This is a genomic window from Actinoplanes sp. TFC3 (assembly GCF_001553785.1).
Classification (GTDB): Bacteria; Actinomycetota; Actinomycetes; order Mycobacteriales; family Micromonosporaceae; genus Actinoplanes.
This window is the reverse complement of record NZ_LOJP01000001.1, coordinates 1,138,002-1,154,389: the sequence shown is the minus strand read 5'-3', so window position 1 is coordinate 1,154,389 and position 16,388 is coordinate 1,138,002. Positions and strand designations below refer to the sequence as shown.

At 66.9% G+C, this 16,388-nt stretch carries 15 protein-coding genes; 9 read left to right on the top strand and 6 right to left on the bottom strand.

Annotated elements, in window-relative coordinates; all coding sequences use genetic code 11:
• Window positions 1-65 precede the first annotated feature (65 nt).
• The 3 genes from TFC3_RS05175 to mca all read right to left on the bottom strand — a co-directional run bounded on the left by TFC3_RS05175 (window position 66) and on the right by mca (window position 5,229).
• Window positions 66-2,621, bottom strand: coding sequence for a bifunctional diguanylate cyclase/phosphodiesterase (locus TFC3_RS05175; protein ID WP_153040407.1), 2,556 nt, complete (start codon window positions 2,619-2,621; stop codon window positions 66-68).
• Window positions 2,622-3,438: 817 nt separating this feature from the next.
• On the bottom strand, window positions 3,439-3,732 hold the full coding sequence (locus tag TFC3_RS05170; RefSeq protein WP_236718361.1) for a hypothetical protein: 294 nt from the start codon (window positions 3,730-3,732) through the stop codon (window positions 3,439-3,441).
• A 615-nt stretch (window positions 3,733-4,347) separates the two neighbouring features.
• Window positions 4,348-5,229 (bottom strand): mycothiol conjugate amidase Mca, encoded by an 882-nt coding sequence (gene mca, locus TFC3_RS05165; protein WP_067496307.1) that lies wholly within the window; start codon window positions 5,227-5,229, stop codon window positions 4,348-4,350.
• 110 nt (window positions 5,230-5,339) lie between these two features.
• Between mca and TFC3_RS05160 the strand changes: the two genes are divergently transcribed.
• The gene (locus TFC3_RS05160; protein WP_067496304.1) at window positions 5,340-5,759 is read left to right on the top strand and encodes a DUF4307 domain-containing protein; all 420 of its coding nucleotides are present in this window, start codon (window positions 5,340-5,342) and stop codon (window positions 5,757-5,759) included.
• 184 nt (window positions 5,760-5,943) lie between these two features.
• On the top strand, window positions 5,944-6,438 hold the full coding sequence (gene greA, locus TFC3_RS05155) for a transcription elongation factor GreA (RefSeq protein ID WP_067496301.1): 495 nt from the start codon (window positions 5,944-5,946) through the stop codon (window positions 6,436-6,438).
• A gap of 274 nt (window positions 6,439-6,712) precedes the next feature.
• On the opposite strand, the gene ilvA is transcribed toward greA, so the two are convergent.
• The 3 genes from ilvA to TFC3_RS05140 form a co-directional block, all read right to left on the bottom strand.
• Window positions 6,713-7,936 carry a threonine ammonia-lyase gene (gene ilvA, locus TFC3_RS05150; protein WP_067496298.1) on the bottom strand — a complete coding sequence of 408 codons (1,224 nt, stop codon included), beginning with the start codon at window positions 7,934-7,936 and terminating at the stop codon, window positions 6,713-6,715.
• A gap of 118 nt (window positions 7,937-8,054) precedes the next feature.
• Window positions 8,055-9,416, bottom strand: a complete 1,362-nt coding sequence (locus tag TFC3_RS05145) for an amidase (protein WP_067496297.1) — start codon at window positions 9,414-9,416, stop codon at window positions 8,055-8,057.
• A 71-nt stretch (window positions 9,417-9,487) separates the two neighbouring features.
• Complete coding sequence (locus tag TFC3_RS05140; protein ID WP_067496294.1) at window positions 9,488-10,639, bottom strand: cystathionine gamma-synthase; 1,152 nt, start codon at window positions 10,637-10,639, stop codon at window positions 9,488-9,490.
• A 24-nt stretch (window positions 10,640-10,663) separates the two neighbouring features.
• Between TFC3_RS05140 and TFC3_RS05135 the strand changes: the two genes are divergently transcribed.
• From TFC3_RS05135 to TFC3_RS05105, 7 genes are all read left to right on the top strand, one after another.
• A complete protein-coding gene (locus TFC3_RS05135; protein ID WP_067496291.1) occupies window positions 10,664-11,083 on the top strand; it encodes an HIT family protein in 420 nt (139 codons plus the stop codon).
• Window positions 11,084-11,170: 87 nt separating this feature from the next.
• Complete coding sequence (gene msrA, locus TFC3_RS05130; RefSeq protein WP_067506008.1) at window positions 11,171-11,830, top strand: peptide-methionine (S)-S-oxide reductase MsrA; 660 nt, start codon at window positions 11,171-11,173, stop codon at window positions 11,828-11,830.
• A gap of 221 nt (window positions 11,831-12,051) precedes the next feature.
• Window positions 12,052-12,372, top strand: coding sequence for a hypothetical protein (locus TFC3_RS05125; RefSeq protein ID WP_067496288.1), 321 nt, complete (start codon window positions 12,052-12,054; stop codon window positions 12,370-12,372).
• 832 nt (window positions 12,373-13,204) lie between these two features.
• Window positions 13,205-13,942 carry a uracil-DNA glycosylase gene (locus tag TFC3_RS05120; RefSeq protein ID WP_067496285.1) on the top strand — a complete coding sequence of 246 codons (738 nt, stop codon included), beginning with the start codon at window positions 13,205-13,207 and terminating at the stop codon, window positions 13,940-13,942.
• Between the two features lie 113 nt (window positions 13,943-14,055).
• Entirely contained in the window at window positions 14,056-14,754 is a 699-nt protein-coding gene (locus tag TFC3_RS05115; protein ID WP_067496283.1) for a DUF4129 domain-containing protein, read from the top strand.
• Window positions 14,751-15,353, top strand: a complete 603-nt coding sequence (locus tag TFC3_RS05110) for a hypothetical protein (RefSeq protein WP_067496280.1) — start codon at window positions 14,751-14,753, stop codon at window positions 15,351-15,353. Before TFC3_RS05115 ends, TFC3_RS05110 begins: the two co-directional genes overlap by 4 nt.
• 37 nt (window positions 15,354-15,390) lie before the next feature.
• Window positions 15,391-16,377 carry a MoxR family ATPase gene (locus TFC3_RS05105; protein WP_067506005.1) on the top strand — a complete coding sequence of 329 codons (987 nt, stop codon included), beginning with the start codon at window positions 15,391-15,393 and terminating at the stop codon, window positions 16,375-16,377.
• The last annotated feature ends 11 nt before the right edge of the window (window positions 16,378-16,388 follow it).

Here is a 16,388-nt window from a genome sequence, read left to right as displayed (position 1 = left end):
CGCTGGTCGGGCCGATGGTCAGTCGGGGATAAGGATCAGGCCGGCGCGGAAGCGGGTAGCGCTGGTCAGGAGGCGCCATCTACTCGGAGCGGCAGGATGGTGGGCGGAGCGGCGGCGGTCATCTGCTGCAGTACCGGAACGATTTTGTCGGCTGGTAGCGGGCGGCTGAAGTGGTAGCCCTGGGCGGAGGTACAGCCCAGCGCCAGCAGCGCCGCTCGCTGGTCGGCGGTTTCGACGCCCTCGGCGACCACCCGGGCACCCAGGCGTGTGCCGAGTTCCACCGCGCCACGAACGATCGCAGCAGCGCTCGGCGAATCGGCCATTTCCTGGACGAATGACCGGTCCACCTTGAGTTCGTCCACGACGACCCGCGTGACGAACGCCAGCGACGAGAAGCCGGTGCCGAAGTCGTCGACCGAGATCTGCACGCCGAGTTCGCGCAGCGCGTCCAGGACCTCGTCAACAACGGTGGAGTTACTGACCGCCAGCGACTCGGTGACCTCGAGCACCAACCGGTCGGGGACGATGCGATGCCGCCGCAAGGCTTCGGCGACCTGGGCCGGGAAAGTCACGTCGAGCAGGCTGCGTGCGGACACATTTACCGAAACGGGTACGTCCAACCCGGCGGCCGCCCAACCGGCAGCCGCCAGAAGCGCCCGGTCGAGGATGTATCGAGTGAAAGGTCCGAGAAGCCCGCCGTTCTCTGCCGTGCGAACGAAGGAATCAGGCGTCAGTAAGCCCCGCCGGGGATGATTCCATCGGATCAGCGCTTCGACGCCGGTTGGCGCCCCGGTTTCGAGGTCGACCTCGGGCTGCAACATCAGGATCAGTTGGTCGTCCGCGGTGAGCGCGTCGAGCAGCTCGGCAGGCAACGACAGGTGGTCGGTGCTGGTCGGGTCGTGGTTGCTGTCATACGCCGCGACTGCCACGTTGAGCGCCTTGGCCTGGTCGAGCGCTACGCCGGCCCGGCGGATGAGTTCGCCCAGCTCGGCACAGCCGGCTGTTTCCACAACGACGCCAACGGCTACTTCGGTGACGAGACGGACGCCGTCGATATCAACCGGTTTGCCCACAGCGTCAATGACTTCGCGGGCACGGCGCAAGGCGTGGGGAAGGGGGCTCGGCACCTCCTGCAGCGGCGTGGACGAATCGGTAACCGCTGCCACGGTGGGCAGCAGGATTGCGAACTCGTCGTCACCCAGCCGGGCGATGATCTCCTGTTCCCGGGAGAGATCGATCAGCCGCTCGGCCATGGTTCGCAGTACGGCATCGCCGGCTCGATATCCGAGGGTTCGGTTGACCTCGCGGAAGTTGTTGACATCGAGCAGCAGGACGGCGACCGGGCAGTCCGGGTTGAGTGACTTGAGTGTTTCGTCCCCATCGGACAGCAACGCGGCGCGGTTCGCGAGGCCGGTCAATGGATCGTGGGCTCCCTCGTAGGCGACCTGAGCATCGAGCAGCGCCAGCCGCTCACGTGCCGCCGCGTCATGCAAGGCGCCGGCCAGCACATCCGCGAAAGCGGACACAGCAAGCTCATCTTGAGCGGCGGGCAGAGCCGGCTCGGCGAGCCAGACGGTCAGATCGCCCACCTGCGCGCCTCCGACGGTCATCGCCCGCGTGATCACCGGACCCGGCATCGCGTCAGACGCCCGCTCCCACGCGTCCGCGGCGTATCGCCGGTCCTCCGGAAGTCCGCCGTCAGCCACGACACCCGCCGACAACCCGAGCGAAGAACCGATGGGGTTTTTGTCCACCGACGTCAAGGACGCGCCGGAACTGCCGGGCGAAAGCGACAAAGTCACTTCAATCTCAACCCGTCGCGCGCCGAAAACATCCAGCGCCCCGCGTAGGCCCGCCTCGGCTACGGCACGCTCGGTCGACCCGTTCAGGGTTCGGGTGGCCCGGGCAAATGCCGCCCAAATGCGCTTTTCTTCTTCAGCGCGTAGATGGCTGCGATATCCACGCTGCAGTAACCAGAGCACCACCGGCACAGCGATCAGCCACACCGGACCGTTGACCAGCAGATAGAGGATGGACAATCCGACTATCACGTTGCCTACGAACATCGGCAACTTCGCGTGCAAGGCCTGAACGGCAACCTGCATCGGCGCCGCGTCCTGGCGCAGAGTCAAGGTGAGGACCGCAAGTCCGAGCGTGATGACCTGGTACACGGCGGCGCCGGCCACCAGAGCCAACTGAGTTCGACGGCTGTCCACAGACGCAGCAGGTCCAGCTATGACGTACGAGATGAAGGTTGCGCCCGAAGCTCCCAGCGTGAGAGACGCAGCGAGATGAACGACATCCGCGACCATCCGCTGACCGTTGAGCCAGGTGATGAACAGCCACGCGGCGGCCACGCCCACGAGCGTCGCGGCGGGCACCCATCCGGGCGGGGCGAAAGTGAACCCGAGGATGAACGCCGTCTCGGCCCACGACACACTGACAGTGCCACGGCCGACACGGAAGCGCAGACGTCCTAGTTGCCCGAGCATGACCAGCAGCAACGCCATGCCGACGCCAACAATCGGCGTGACGGTGAACGACTCGGTGCTCGACAGCGGAAGAAAAACGCCAGCAAAAGCGCTGGCAAAAGCCGCAACAAGGACAGAAGCAAACAACATGCGTACGGCCGAAGCGCGCCGAACTGACGCAACAACGGCGCCTCCAGCATCCCGGGGTGCCATCGCCGTAACAGCGGTCGACGAAGTCATGTCACCTCCTCGCCCGAACGATCCGAACCGGGAGCGGGCCTGCTCCCGGAGTTCGAGGCGATCCGGCGTGGCTCGATCGCCGAAACGGGCGAGGCCTTCCGGAGCGAGCCCTTCTGAAGCGAGGCCAGGCCGGGATGGGCGCGAAAGCACGAGGCCGGTGCGAGGAGGCACGAAGCCGGCGACTGCAGGCGCGAGGCCGGAGCAGACAAGCGCAAGGCCGGAGCAGACAAGCGCGAAAGGGGTACCCGGCCCGCCCGGGGAGATGAGTCCGAATTAGCGTCATGCGCACACGCCGACAGGAGCAAGGCAGTGACTGCACTGTCGCTCACGTCCAACGCGGCCCTTGCCGGGACCACCGGCGCGGGTGCGTCAGCCGGTTGCTCTCTTCGTAACGTGGCTTGGGGTGGTCCCACGATTGCCGCAGGAGCCAAGGGCCGAAGCGCTCGGGAACGATCTTGCTCCTGGTCACACCGGAGGCCGCTGACCAGCGGCACAGGCGGATGCACGTGCATCTGCAGTGGAGGAAGCAGCGGGCGGGAGATGGTCATCGACGGCCCCCTTTCCGCGCAGGGTCGAGGGACGTCAAAGCCCCCCGGCGGAAGGCTAAGCCAATCCGGCGGAACGCAACAGGGGTTGACGGAGAAGCATCATCGATGCCGAGACGGTGATGGCCGACCGGGATGATTGCTCAGGGCAACTTGACAAAGTGGATCCAGCGCACTCGATCTCAGGAGCGATCGCTGCGGCCACCGTCCTTTGTCCGGTCTTCTGCAGAATCCACGCCCGCGACCTCAGCATCTGTCCTGGATTCGTCCATCGAGGAACGTCCGCCCTCGGCCACACGCGTCTTAGGGGTGTCGTCACCCTGAGCGAGCTTCGCTTCGACACTTGTCGCCTCAGCGTCCCGCGTGACACCGCGATTGTCGGGAAAACTGTCGGGAAGCCGACGCAACCGCTTATTCATGTTACGGATCAACAGCACCGTCGCGACGGTCAACAACACGATGATGAAGAGGCCCATGGGGCCGGCCAGCCCGCCGGACCGGGTGTCCCCGAAGTTGTTCACGGCAACGATATCCACACGTCAAAGGTACGCCCGCCAGCACCACACCCGGCCGCGGGATCCCGCAATTTCGCGCGAACCGACCCCGGCCCCGCCGCCCGGGGCCCAGCACGACCGCCGATGGCCCAGCTGCGGGCCCGGCAATGCCGGGCTACCGCTGCGGGGTCGCTCTCGATACCGCCCAAGCGCCATCGAGGGCAGCGCCGTTGATGGTGCTGACCGTCACGAGCGCTCGCCAAGCGTGGGCGCCGCGACTTGAGTACCGGGCCAAACACGTCCCGGCCCCCGCGAGGGGGCCGAGCCCAGCCCAACGTCCATGGCGCCTCCAGCCATCACGAAAGAAGGCCGGGCCCTCACCTCTCGCGGAACCACCTCGGGAACCCGCCAAGAAGCACGCCCGCCGCAACCGCCTGCTGAAGAGTCGCGGCAGCCACAACATGCGGTCGATCACCAACACCGCAGGAAGCCAACCGGCGCCAGCCGAGGTGATCACAAGCAAAAGCAGATCTCCGGGGTACGCCTGGACGGCCCTCAACAAGCCAGATGAGCGCGTACCCCCGAGAAACCACCCGATCAGCGAGCCTGAATTGACTCCCGGATCCCGGCAAACAAGTCCGACTCCGGGATCGGGCTGTCAACCAGCGACCGGGCCAGTTCGAAGTCCTCTGTCGGCCATACCTTCTGCTGCATTTCGGTTGGGACCTTGAACCAGAAGCCGTCCGGGTCGACCTGGGTGGCGTGGGCGCGCAATGCGTCGTCGCGGACCTCGAAGTATTCGCCGCATTCGATCCGGGTGGTGACCTTGTCGCCGCGGTCGGGGCGGTCTTCGGACTTCTCGAGCCATTCCGTGTACGGCGATTCGAGGCCGGCGGCGATCATGCCCTCGTGCAGTGCGAGCATGCGGGCGCGTGTCCAGCCGCCGTTGTAGTACAGCTTCAGGGGCTGCCACGGCTCGCCCAATTCCGGGTGCTGGCCGGGGTCACCGGCTGCGTCGAACGCCACCACGGAAATGTTGTGGCACATGATGTGATCCGGGTGCGGGTAGCCGCCGTTTTCGTCGTACGTGGTGATGACGTGCGGCTTGAACTCCCGAATGAGTTTGATCAGCGGAATGGCGCCCTCGGCCGGGTCGACCAGTCCGAAGCAGCCTTCGGGTAGCGGCGGCAGCGGGTCACCCTCGGGCAAGCCCGAGTCGACGAAACCGAGCCACGCCTGGCGTACGCCTAGGATTTCTCGCGCATTGTCCATCTCCCGCTTGCGGATGTTGGCAATGTCGGCCAGCACCTCCGGCCGGTCCATTTTCGGGTTGAGCACGCTGCCGCGCTCGCCGCCGGTACACGTTGCGACCAGCACGTCAACGCCCTCGGCGACATAACGCGCCATGGTGGCGGCACCCTTGCTCGACTCGTCATCCGGGTGCGCGTGCACGGTCATCAGACGCAACTGCTCAACCACTGATATCTCCCTCGACCGGACCTCATGTGGTGGACCCGGTTTCGGCTGCGAAGATGGACAAGGCCATTCTGTCCGATGGCACTGACACTTTTCGCAGGAGAGGTCCCCTGGTGAGCGAGACGCGCGCCACAGCACCGGTATTCCCACCGGGCCGTTACGGCCGGCGTCGGGACGGGCGCCGTCGCCTTGCCGGGCCGATCATATTCGCAGCGGTGATCGCCGTGGCCGCAGTTGCGCTTTCTTTCCGCCTCTACAGCCAATACGGCGACCCTGACTATGACGCTCAGATCGTTCGCTGGACCGATGTGACGCCCACTCAGGTGACCCTCGATTTCACCGTGCAAGTACCTCCGGGCGGCGCGGCAATCTGCGGTTTACGCGCCCGCGACTATGCCGGCGCGACGGTTGGCACCCGCACGGTGACGGTCCAGGCCGTCGGCGACGAACGCACGATCAAGGCCTCCGAGATCGTTCCGACCACGGCCCAGGCATTCGTCGGAGACGTGCTCAACTGCCGAGCCGCAAGCTGATTTCCGGTACGTCCACAGTTTTCCCACGCACCCTGCGCGCCGGTTCCGCACGCCGGACCAAGGAAACTGTCAGACCCGCACGGTAAGAAAGCACCAGGCAATTCCAGCGAATCGTCCACCTACCCTACCGCTGGTAAGCTTGGTGATTCGCTCCGCACGCTCAGCCCGCTTCAAGGAGAAGTCTGTGACCAGTTCAGAAGCGTCGAAGACCTGGCTCTCCCAGGACGCTTACGACCGGCTGCAGGCCGAGCTCGACGAGTTGATCGCAGCCCGGCCGGCCGTCGCCGCCGAGATCAACGCCCGCCGCGAGGAGGGCGACCTGCGAGAGAACGGCGGCTACCACGCTGCCCGTGAGGAGCAGGGCAAGCAGGAAGGCCGGATCCTCTACCTGAAGGAATTCCTGCGCAACGCCGAGGTCGGCGACGCCCCCACCGCCAACAAGGTCGCGCCCGGCATGGTGGTGACGATCTACTTCGACGACGACAAGAGCGACACCGAGAAGTTCCTGCTCGGCTCTCGCGAGATCGCGTCGACCACTGACCTCACCGTATACAGCCCTGAGTCGGCGCTCGGCAAGGCCATTCTCGACGCCAACAAGGGCCAGACGGTCACCTACACCGCCCCCAGCGGCGCGGACATCAAGGTCACTGTCGTGGAGTTCTCCCCCTTCGGCGGCTGACCCCGCCCTCGACTGTTCGCAGGCCGGCGCCGCTGCTCTCACCGGGGCAGGGGCGCTGGCCTGCGCAGGTATGCCTTCCTTATGTGGGGTGCTGGCCGGGCCTCGGCAGCGCGAGCGGCACTATGCGGGGCGGGCGGCGCTGCGCAAATTTACGGGCCCGACCGCCGGTAGTGCCGCACTGCGCCGACTGACGAGGGTGCCCAGCTGCGGGTAGCGCGGCGCGGCGCTGAACTAAAGGGTGCCCCACCGCAGCCGGTGCGGCGGGGCGCTTCCTCTACGGGGTGCCGGAGAGCAGGGTTACCGCGTAACCGGATTCGCGGAGTGAACCGATCAGCGTTTGCGAGTGGTCGGGGCCCCGGGTCTCCACCGACAGTTGCACTTCCACCTCACCGAAGCTGAGGCGCGGTTCCTGCCGGGTGTGCATGACGTCCACGATGTTCGCGCGATGCCGGGCGATCTCGGCGAGGATTCGGGCGAGTTCGCCGGGTTTGTCGCCGGTGCGCACGGACAGCCGAAGGAAGCGGCCCGCGGAGGCCAGCCCGTGTTCGATGACGCGCATGAGCAGCATCGGGTCGATGTTGCCGCCCGAAAGGATGCCCACGACTGGCGGCTTCAGCGGGAGGCTGGCGGAGAGCAAGGCGGCGACCGCTGCTCCCCCGGCCGGTTCCACCACCAGCTTGTGACGTTCGAGCAGCACCAACAGCGCTGCCGACAGGTCCTCGTCGGTGACCGTGACAACGTCGTCGACCAGGTCAGCCACATGCGCAAAGGTCAGATCACCCGGGCGCATCACCGCGATGCCGTCGGCGATGGTGGCGGACTCCGCCAGCGTGACGGGGGCACCCGCAGCCAGGGAGAGCGGGTAGGCAGCCGCGCCCGCCGCTTGCACGCCGATGATCCGAATATCGGGTTTGATGGCTTTTGCCGCCACTGCCACACCCGAAATCAGGCCACCGCCACCGACCGCGGTGACGATGGTGCCGACCTCGGGACACTGTTCGAGGATTTCGAGTCCGACTGTGCCCTGGCCCGCGATGACATCGCGATGGTCGAACGGGTGAATCAGCACCGCCCCGGTTCGGTCCGCGAATTCGCGGGCGGCGGCGAGCGAGTCGTCGACCGTGCTGCCGGCGTACTCGATCTCAGCGCCGTACCCTTTGGTCGCGGCGACCTTGGGCAGCGGCGCGCCCTCGGGCATGAAGACCGTTGCGTGCGTACCCAAGAGTCCAGCAGCCAGCGCCACACCCTGGGCGTGGTTGCCCGCGCTGGCCGCAACGACTCCCCGCGCCCGCTCCTCCGGCGATAGCCGGGAAATTCGGGTATATGCCCCGCGAACCTTGTACGAGCCGGCGCGTTGCTGGTTCTCGCACTTGAGAAACGCCGGCATGCCCAGCGTCGCGCTCAACGGCATCGAATGATCGAGCGGGGTGGTCCTCACGACGCCGGCGAGCAGCTTGCGAGCGGCCTCGATGTCGGCGAGCGAAAGCAGGTCCCTCATAGCAGTGATCGTGCCACCCAACGGGCACGCAGCGACCACCACCTCCCGTGAGCCGCGCCGCCATGACGACCGGATGGAAGATTCGGACCCCGCGACCCGGTGGCAAACCGGGTCGCGGTCACACGAACGCGTGCCGCTGCCAGGGGTTCGCCACTTCGAGCAGCCCCGCGATCGACAGCAGCGTGAGCTCCGAGTCGGGCGGGCCTACGAATTGCACGCCGACCGGCAGCCCGTCCGGGCGCACCCCCACCGGCACGACTATCGCGGGCAGGCCGGCGACGTTCCAAGGGGCGGCATAAGGGGCATACGTGATGTTCGTCCGCATGTTGGCGCGCCAACTGCCGCTGGCATGCCCTCCGGCCGGGGGTGGGACGGTGGCCAGCACGGGGGTGAGGAGCACGTCGATTTCGTTCTTCGCGAAGAACTCGATCGCCTTGGTTCGCCACGCGTCGCGGGTTTGCTGGCGTACCCAACCGCGGTTCGAGGCGACCTTGCCAAGCGCGATGTGCCGGCGGGTTCGCGGTTGCAGCTTCTTCACGTCAAGACCGGAGGATTCCTGGTACGCCGAGGCGAACCAGGTCAGCAGCACCGCGAGCCCGAGGGCCGTGGTGTAGGGCGGGTCGGCGGTCACGGTGTCGTGCCCGGCATCGACCAAGAGCCGTGCGGCGGTTGCGACGGCGGCACGGTTCGGCTCGTCTGGTCGTACCCCCTGAATCGGGGAGCGCAAGCTCACGCCCACCCGCAGCTTTTCCGGTGGGGTGAGCTTGGCGGGAGCCCGACCGGCCAGAGCACTGAACCCGAGCGCAGCATCCGCGACCGTGGTGGCGAGAATGCCGTGCTCCACCAGACCGAACCAACCATCCTGGCCCAGGTCGACCGGGACGGTGCCGCGACCTGGTTTAAGTCCGACAAGTCCGCAGCAAGCAGCCGGGATGCGCACCGAGCCGAGCCCGTCGTTGCCATGCGCAATCGGCACCAGGCCCGCCGCGACTGCCGCCGCCGCGCCGCCCGACGAGCCGCCTGCCGTGCGGTCAAGCAGCCAGGGGTTACGGGTGGGAGCATCGGCGTCGTCGGTCGTGGCCCACAGTCCCATTTCGGGCATTCGGGTCACGCCGACGACTACGGCACCCGCGCCACGCAACCGGCGGACGACTTCGTGATCCTCCTCGGCGATCTCCTTGCGCGCGGCCTCCGAGCCATGCCAGGTAGGCAAGCCGGCGACCTGCGTGTTCTCCTTCACCGCAACCGGCACACCGGCCAGCGGAAGGTTCGCCAGGTCCTCCTGCTCGTCGACCTTCTCGGCCTCGGCGATCGCCTCGCCGCCGCGCACCACCCGGAACGCCGCGATCTCCGGATCGGAGATCGCGATCTGTTCGAGGTGATCCGCTACCACCTGCGTGGCGGTCGTGTCTCCGCGACGGACCGCTCGGGAGATCTGCTTCGCCGTGGCACCCACCCACGTGGTCGCCAGGTTATCCATGGCCCGTCTCCGCTTTGTCTGTATTGAAAGCCTTTACACCGCCGTCACATCGTCGTCCGCCGTCCAGGAGCTCAGCTGAGCGCCTGTTCCAGATCGGCGAGCAAATCGTCAGCGGTTTCGATGCCGACAGACAGTCGCACGAGATCGGCGGGGACTTCAAGCGGTGAGCCCGCCGCGCTGAGGTGTGTCATTTGCCCAGGGTGCTCGATCAGCGATTCCACGCCGCCCAGCGACTCGGCCAACACGAAGAGTTTTGTCCGGTTGCAGATGTCAATGGCCTGCTCAAGACCACCGCGCGCCCGGAAGGAGATCATGCCCCCGAAACGCGACATCTGCTTGGCAGCAGTTTCGTGTCCGGGATGCGACTCGAGACCGGGATACAGAACCGCGCCCACCTTGGGGTGCCCCTCAAGGAACGCGACGATGCGCTCGGCGTTGTCACAGTGCCGATCCATCCGTACGCCCAAAGTCTTGATTCCGCGAAGAGTGAGCCACGCATCGAACGGCCCGTTCACCGCACCCATGGCGTTCTGATGGAACGCGAGCTGCTCCCCCAACCCGTCATCGGCCGCGACCAGGGCCCCGCCGACCACGTCGGAATGCCCGCCCAGGTACTTCGTCGTGGAGTGGATGACCACGTCGGCGCCCAGGGCGATGGGCTGCTGAAGATACGGCGAGGCGAACGTGTTGTCGACCGCGAGCAGCGCGTCATACTCATGCGCCAAGGCAGCCAGCGCAGCGATGTCGGCAATGTTCAGCAGTGGATTCGTGGGCGTTTCCACCCAGATCATCCGCGTATGCCCGGGGCGGAAGGCGGCACGAACGGCATCAAGGTCGTTCAGCGGCACCGCGGTCCAGTCCAGCCCCCAGTTCTCGGCGACCTTGCTGAACAGGCGGAACGTGCCGCCGTACGCGTCATCGGGGATCACCACGTGATCACCCGGCCGGCACACCGCCCGCAGCAGCGCGTCCTCGGCGGCGAGGCCGCTGGCGAAGGCCAAGCCGCGGCGTCCGCCCTCGAGCGCCGCGAGGCATTCCTGCAAAGCGTCGCGAGTCGGGTTGCCCGAGCGGCTGTACTCGTAGCCCAGCCGCGGCGAGCCAACGGCATCCTGCGCGTACGTGCTCGTCTGATAAATAGGCGGCACCACCGAACCCGTCCGAGGATCCGGTTCCTGCCCCGCGTGAATGGCGAGAGTGTCAAAGCCGTAGTTGTTACCCGTCATGAAGGGCAACGTTAGTCTGCGCTGATGGCTGACTGTGTCTTCTGCGGCATCGTGGCGGGCACGGTCCCCGCGTTCAAGGTGGCCGACACGCCTGAGGGCGTCGGGTTCCTGGATGTCCGCCCGGTGTTCAAGGGACATGTCCTGATCGTGCCGCGTGCGCACGTACCCCAATTGACTGATCTGCCGTCAAGCGATCTGGCGGACTATTTCGGACTTGTCCAGCGCTTGGCTGAGGCGGTGCCGGCGGCGCTCGGCTCGCAGGGCACCTTTGTGGCGAACAACAACGTGGTGTCGCAGTCGCAGCCGCACCTGCACTTCCATGTGGTGCCCCGGACAAAGGGGGACGGATTGCGCGGGTTCTTCTGGCCTCGGCACAAGTACGCCTCGGACGAGGAGGCCGCGGAATACGCCGCTCGGATCGGTACGGCCTTTGGTTCGGGTTGATCGTGGCCTCTCGGCCGGGCGTCTTGCTCGATCGGGTAAGGATGGCGGGGTGGATGGTGTTGCACCCAGCGGATGAAGGGAGTCACCGTGTTCCTGCGGTACAAGAAGGCCGAGCTACCCACCCCCGATAAGGCCCTTCCGGGCCGGTTCATCGAGATGCCGGTGGCCGACACGCACACGGTGCTCGGAAACCCGCTGAAGGGCCCCTGGCCGGCCGGACTCGAGACGGCCGTGTTCGGCATGGGCTGTTTCTGGGGCGCCGAGCGCATCTTCTGGCGCCTGCCCGGCGTGTACTCGACCTCGGTCGGCTACGCGGGCGGCTTCACCGAGAACCCGACGTACGAGGAGACCTGCTCGGGCGCGACCGGCCATGCCGAGGTCGTCCAGGTGGTCTACGACCCCTCCAAGATCGCCTACGAGGACCTGCTCAAGGCGTTCTGGGAGAACCACGACCCGACCCAGGGCATGCGCCAGGGCAACGACGTGGGCACCCAGTACCGCTCGGCCATCTACACGACGACGCCGGAGCAGGCCAAGATCGCCCAGGCTTCCCTGGAGGCGTTCCAGCCGATCGTCACCAAGGCCGGCCGCGGCTCGATCACCACTGAGATCGGCCCGCTGACCAGGTACTACTACGCCGAGGATTACCACCAGCAATACCTCTCGGACAGCAAGAACCCGGGCGGCTACTGCAACCACGGCCCCAACGGCATGACCTGCCCGGTCGGCGTCGCCAAGACCGCCTGATAGATCTCATTGCACGTCCGCTGCCGCGCCGATTTCCGGCGCGGCAGTTTCGTTTGGCACGGCATTTTCGCTTTGGCGCTGCGGTCATCGGCGCTGGTGAGCGCGTCTACCTGCGGCTGGGTACCCCCTGCGGGTGTAAAAGATCGACACTCGCCAAACCCATCTCACACACTGAATGGACGGACATTTCGCCAGCCTGATCCCGTGTGGGAGGTGTCGCCATGCCTGAGTTTCACAGCGACGAGGAGCACGCCGCCTGGACCCTTGCCGAGTCCCTCATCGAACAGGCCCGGGCCATGATGCGGCAGGCCGAAGCGGCCCTGGAGACCTGGCGACTCGGCAAGGAGATGACTCTGCAACGCTGCGCACGGCGCGGGATCAGCCCCACCGACGCCGAGATTCGCTGGTCCGAGACCGCGAACGCCAAGAACGCCCTGACCGACAACAGTTTCCACGTGTCGCTCGCGACGATGTACTACGGAGCAGCGGCCGCCCATTACTCGCGTGCGCAGTACCTGCACAGCCGATATGGCCGCTTTTGAGACGGCCCACTGCGCGAATGCGGTCAAAGAAAAGCGCCGCCTCGACTGGGGCGGCGGTCGTGACAGCGCTTCTCGTTCAACCTGCAGGGCCGGCGCACGCACGGGGGACGAGCACCGACCCTCCAGGGGCCTGCCTCCAGTGTGCGACGCATACCTAGGAATGCCCTGTGCCGTAGCCCGAGAAAAGCTGGGAACTCGCTGACCGCCGATTTGAGGTTGCGGGGGCTTGACCCGGCAACTCGCGCAGCGCGTTGGCCGCTGTCATCACACCGCGCTGGCGTAGCCAACCCGGCGCGGTGACGGCTGATTCGCCGCAGTGGCAACACCGCCCGGCAGTGATCAGCTGGACGTCGGCGGGTCCGCAGCCGGCGGGTCGGCGGGGGCGGTCGCCGTGGTCGGCGGGGCGGCGGCGTCGGTCCGCTCCGGGCCGGCTCCGGCGAGGGCGAGGCCTAGACGAGTAAGTCCTAACTACCCCTGAGTCGTGGGCATGACGAAGGGTGTCGATGATCCGTTTGTGACGACAGACATCAACACCCTTCTGACCGCGCCCAGCCCCCTACCTGAGCGGCTCCGTAACCGCCTCCGCCGCCACCCGCTGAGCCGAGCAGTCCCCGCATCGACCGGTTCCGCCCCGCTTGGCGCACCGGAAGCCCACCCGTCCGCCGCCGCATTGATTGGTCGCCTGAAACGCCAATCGCCGCGCCAGCCCAGACTGACCGCCACGCCGAGCCACCCGCCGGCACGCCACGCGCCCTCGCCCGATCGCCTCAACCAAAATCAATCGCCCGGACCGGACCCACCTTCCCGGCCGGATCGTGCTTCGCTAGAGGGCGTGCTCAGCCGTACCCCAGAAGATGTAGCCACCCAGGCATCCGCCGCGCCCGATTTGCCCGTGCTCGACGCCGAAATTTCGGACTGTTTTGCCTGTCCGCGGCTGGTTGCCTGGCGGGAGGAAGTTGCGGTCACCAAGCGGGCCGCCTTCCGTGACCAGACCTATTGGGGCCGTCCGATCCCCGGAATGGGTCCCAGCGACGCCGCGATCGCAATACTCGGGCTCGCCCCGGCTGCGCACGGCGGCAACCGCACCGGCCGCATCTTCACCGGCGACCGCTCGGGTGATGTGCTCATCGCCGCCATGCACCGAGCCGGCCTCGCCAATCAGTCCACCAGCGTCAGCGCCGACGACGGTCTGGCCTTCGCACACACCCGGATTTTCGCGGCGGTCCGGTGCGCGCCGCCGGACAACAAGCCACTGCCAGTCGAGCGCGACACCTGCGCGCCCTGGCTGCACCGCGAGGTCTCACTGATCAGACCCACGCTGCGCGTCGTGGTCGCTCTCGGCGGTTTTGCCTGGGCTGCATGGTGGCCAATTCTCAAGCAGGTGTACGGACTCAGCGCCCCCGTCCCACGCCCCAAATTCACGCACGGCGCCCACGTCAGCATGCCCGGCGGCCCGGATCTGCTCGGCTGCTACCACGTCTCGCAGCAGAACACGTTCACCGGCCGTTTGACGCCCGCCATGCTGGACGACGTGTTCGACAGTGCGAAACAGCTAGCGGGCCTGGCATGATTCGGTCCTGCGGCACACACCGCGCTGAACAAGCGGTTTGCGGCCCCGCCGCGCTGAATGAGTAAAGGTCGTGCGGCACCCGCCGCGCTGAGCCAGCAAGGATCGCCGGACTCTTGGATCTCGCCGCACTGCGCCGTTGGTGGCCCCTGGTCGCCGTCATCATGCTGCTCAGCATCGCCGCGCTGGCCGCCACCCGCTCGGCGCCGCAGCTTGAACGCTTCAACCCGGATGCCCTGCCGGAGGAATCGGCTGTTCCGTTGCTGCCGCCCACTCCCGAGCCGATCGCCAGCCAGTCACTCAAGCCGGTCGAAGCGGCCGGTGGTTTGCCCGATTGGGTAGGAACTGCGGCGTGGATTGTGCTCGCGATCGCGGGCGTTCTGGTGGTTTCCCTGGTGATATGGGCTCTGTTCCGCGATGTCGCGCGCCGACGTGGGCGGCGGCGGGGGAAGCGGGCGGCAAAGCGGACAGATGTACGTACCGCCGAAGATTTGGTTGCTGCTGTTGATGCCGGCTTGCAGGAGCTGTCGGACAGCGACCGGGACCCGCGCCGAGCCGTGATCGCCTGTTGGGTGCGCCTGGAGGACGCCGCGGCCGCGGCCGGAACCCCACGCCACGCCGGCGACAGCCCCACCGACTTGGTCGCTCGCCTGCTCGCCGAGCAGCGGCTCGAAGCCGCAGTGCTCACTCCTTTCGCGCACGTTTACCGGCAAGCGCGATATGCGACGCACACCGTGGACAACCAGATGCGGCAGCAGGCCCGAACCGCGTTGGAGCGGCTGCGCACCGATCTCGGGGCGGGGGTGGCGTCGTGAGCCGCGATCCGGACGAGGGGCTTGCCGGACTTTTCGGATCTGTCGAGGAGCCGGCCGCCGCCGAGGAGTATCAGGAGCCGGTCGAAAAGCCCCGATCCAAGGTTGCCTGGGTCCTGCGCAACGCCTTGCTCGTCGGCGCCGCCTCCGCGATCACCGTGGCGGTGCTGCGGTCTCAGGGCCTCAAGGTGTCGGTGCTGCTCATTGTGGCTGCGTTCGTGGCCCTGCGCCTGCTCATGCTCGCGGTGTCCGAAGTGGCCCCGCCACCGGTACCGCGCCGGTCGGGCCGTCGTGGCGAGGAGCCTGGCGAGTATTTCTGGTCCGGTGGTGACACGCTGCGGACAGCGGTGCATCGCTGGGAAAAACAACTCCAGTGGTCGCACGATGACCCGGACCGGTTCTCGCGTATCGTCCTGCCGGCGCTGTCGGAATTGACCGATGAGCGGCTGCGGCTGCGGCACGGCATCACGCGCGAGTCGGATCCGAAGCGGGCACGCGAGCTGATGGGCGAACCGCTGTGGGAAATGCTCAACGACTCGGTGCGGCGCACGCCGAAACCGCGGGACCTGGCGTCGTACGTGGAAGCCTTGGAAAGAATTTGAGAAGGGTGGTTCGGTGACGGACGCGAGCGTTGAGGCGATGCCGCCCTACGAGGTGGGCCGCCTGGCAGGCGCAGTCCTCGACGCGGTCGGCAGCGTGGTGGTCGGCAAGCGGGATTCCCTTGAGCTGGTGCTGGCCGGCATTCTGGCCGGCGGGCACGTGCTTTTGGAGGATTTGCCCGGCCTTGGCAAGACGCTGACCGCTCGCTCGTTCGCGCAGGCCCTCGGACTCGACTTCCGGCGCCTGCAGTTCACCCCAGACCTGCTGCCCGCCGACGTGACCGGTTCGTTCCTCTATGACCAGCGCAAGGGCGACTTCGCCTTCCGGGCAGGTCCGGTATTCACCAACATGTTGCTGGCGGACGAGATCAACCGCACGCCACCGAAAACTCAGGCGGCGCTGCTCGAAGCCATGCAGGAAAAGCAGGTGTCGGTCGAGGGCGTCACCTACCGTCTGGACCCGCCGTTCCACGTGCTGGCGACCGCAAATCCCATCGAGTACGAGGGCACGTACCCGCTGCCCGAAGCTCAGCTGGACCGTTTCATGCTGCGCGTGTCGTTCGGCTACCCGACGCAGGACGAGGAATGGGACGTGCTGCGCCGGCGGATGTCGCGTCGTCAGGAAGAGGCGCAGATCGCACCGATGGTGGATGCTCGCACGTTGCAGTCCATGCAGGCGGCGCTCGAGTCGATCGTGGTCGAGGATTCGATCGGCCGCTACATAGTCGCCCTGACCTCCGCGACCCGTGAGCACGCGTCCGCTTTGGTCGGTTCGTCGCCTCGTGGTTCGCTTGCCCTTCTGTTGCTCGCTCGCGCCCGAGCGGTCATGGCCGGCCGCGATTACGTGGTGCCCGAGGACGTCAAGGACGTTGCGGTGCCTGCGCTGGCGCACCGGATCACGCTGCGGCCGGAGATGTGGCTGCGCAGGGTGGACCCGTCGTTTGTGGTCCAGGAGGTGCTGCAAAACGTTTCAGCGCCGGCCAGCGGGGCGCTGCCCACGTACGCGGGCGGGTATGCCGAGCAGTGAGCGCGACCGAT

Excerpts from the sequence above, each read along its gene's own strand:
- TFC3_RS05175 (WP_153040407.1), bottom strand. The coding sequence starts at position 2,621 with ATGTTGTTTGCTTCTGTCCTTGTTGCGGCTTTTGCCAGCGCTTTTGCT.
- TFC3_RS05170 (WP_236718361.1), bottom strand. The coding sequence starts at position 3,732 with ATGGGCCTCTTCATCATCGTGTTGTTGACCGTCGCGACGGTGCTGTTG.
- ilvA (WP_067496298.1), bottom strand. The coding sequence starts at position 7,936 with ATGAGGGACCTGCTTTCGCTCGCCGACATCGAGGCCGCTCGCAAGCTG.
- TFC3_RS05145 (WP_067496297.1), bottom strand. The coding sequence starts at position 9,416 with ATGGATAACCTGGCGACCACGTGGGTGGGTGCCACGGCGAAGCAGATC.
- TFC3_RS05140 (WP_067496294.1), bottom strand. The coding sequence starts at position 10,639 with ATGACGGGTAACAACTACGGCTTTGACACTCTCGCCATTCACGCGGGG.
- TFC3_RS05135 (WP_067496291.1), top strand. The coding sequence starts at position 10,664 with ATGGCTGACTGTGTCTTCTGCGGCATCGTGGCGGGCACGGTCCCCGCG.
- TFC3_RS05125 (WP_067496288.1), top strand. The coding sequence starts at position 12,052 with ATGCCTGAGTTTCACAGCGACGAGGAGCACGCCGCCTGGACCCTTGCC.
- TFC3_RS05105 (WP_067506005.1), top strand. The coding sequence starts at position 15,391 with ATGCCGCCCTACGAGGTGGGCCGCCTGGCAGGCGCAGTCCTCGACGCG.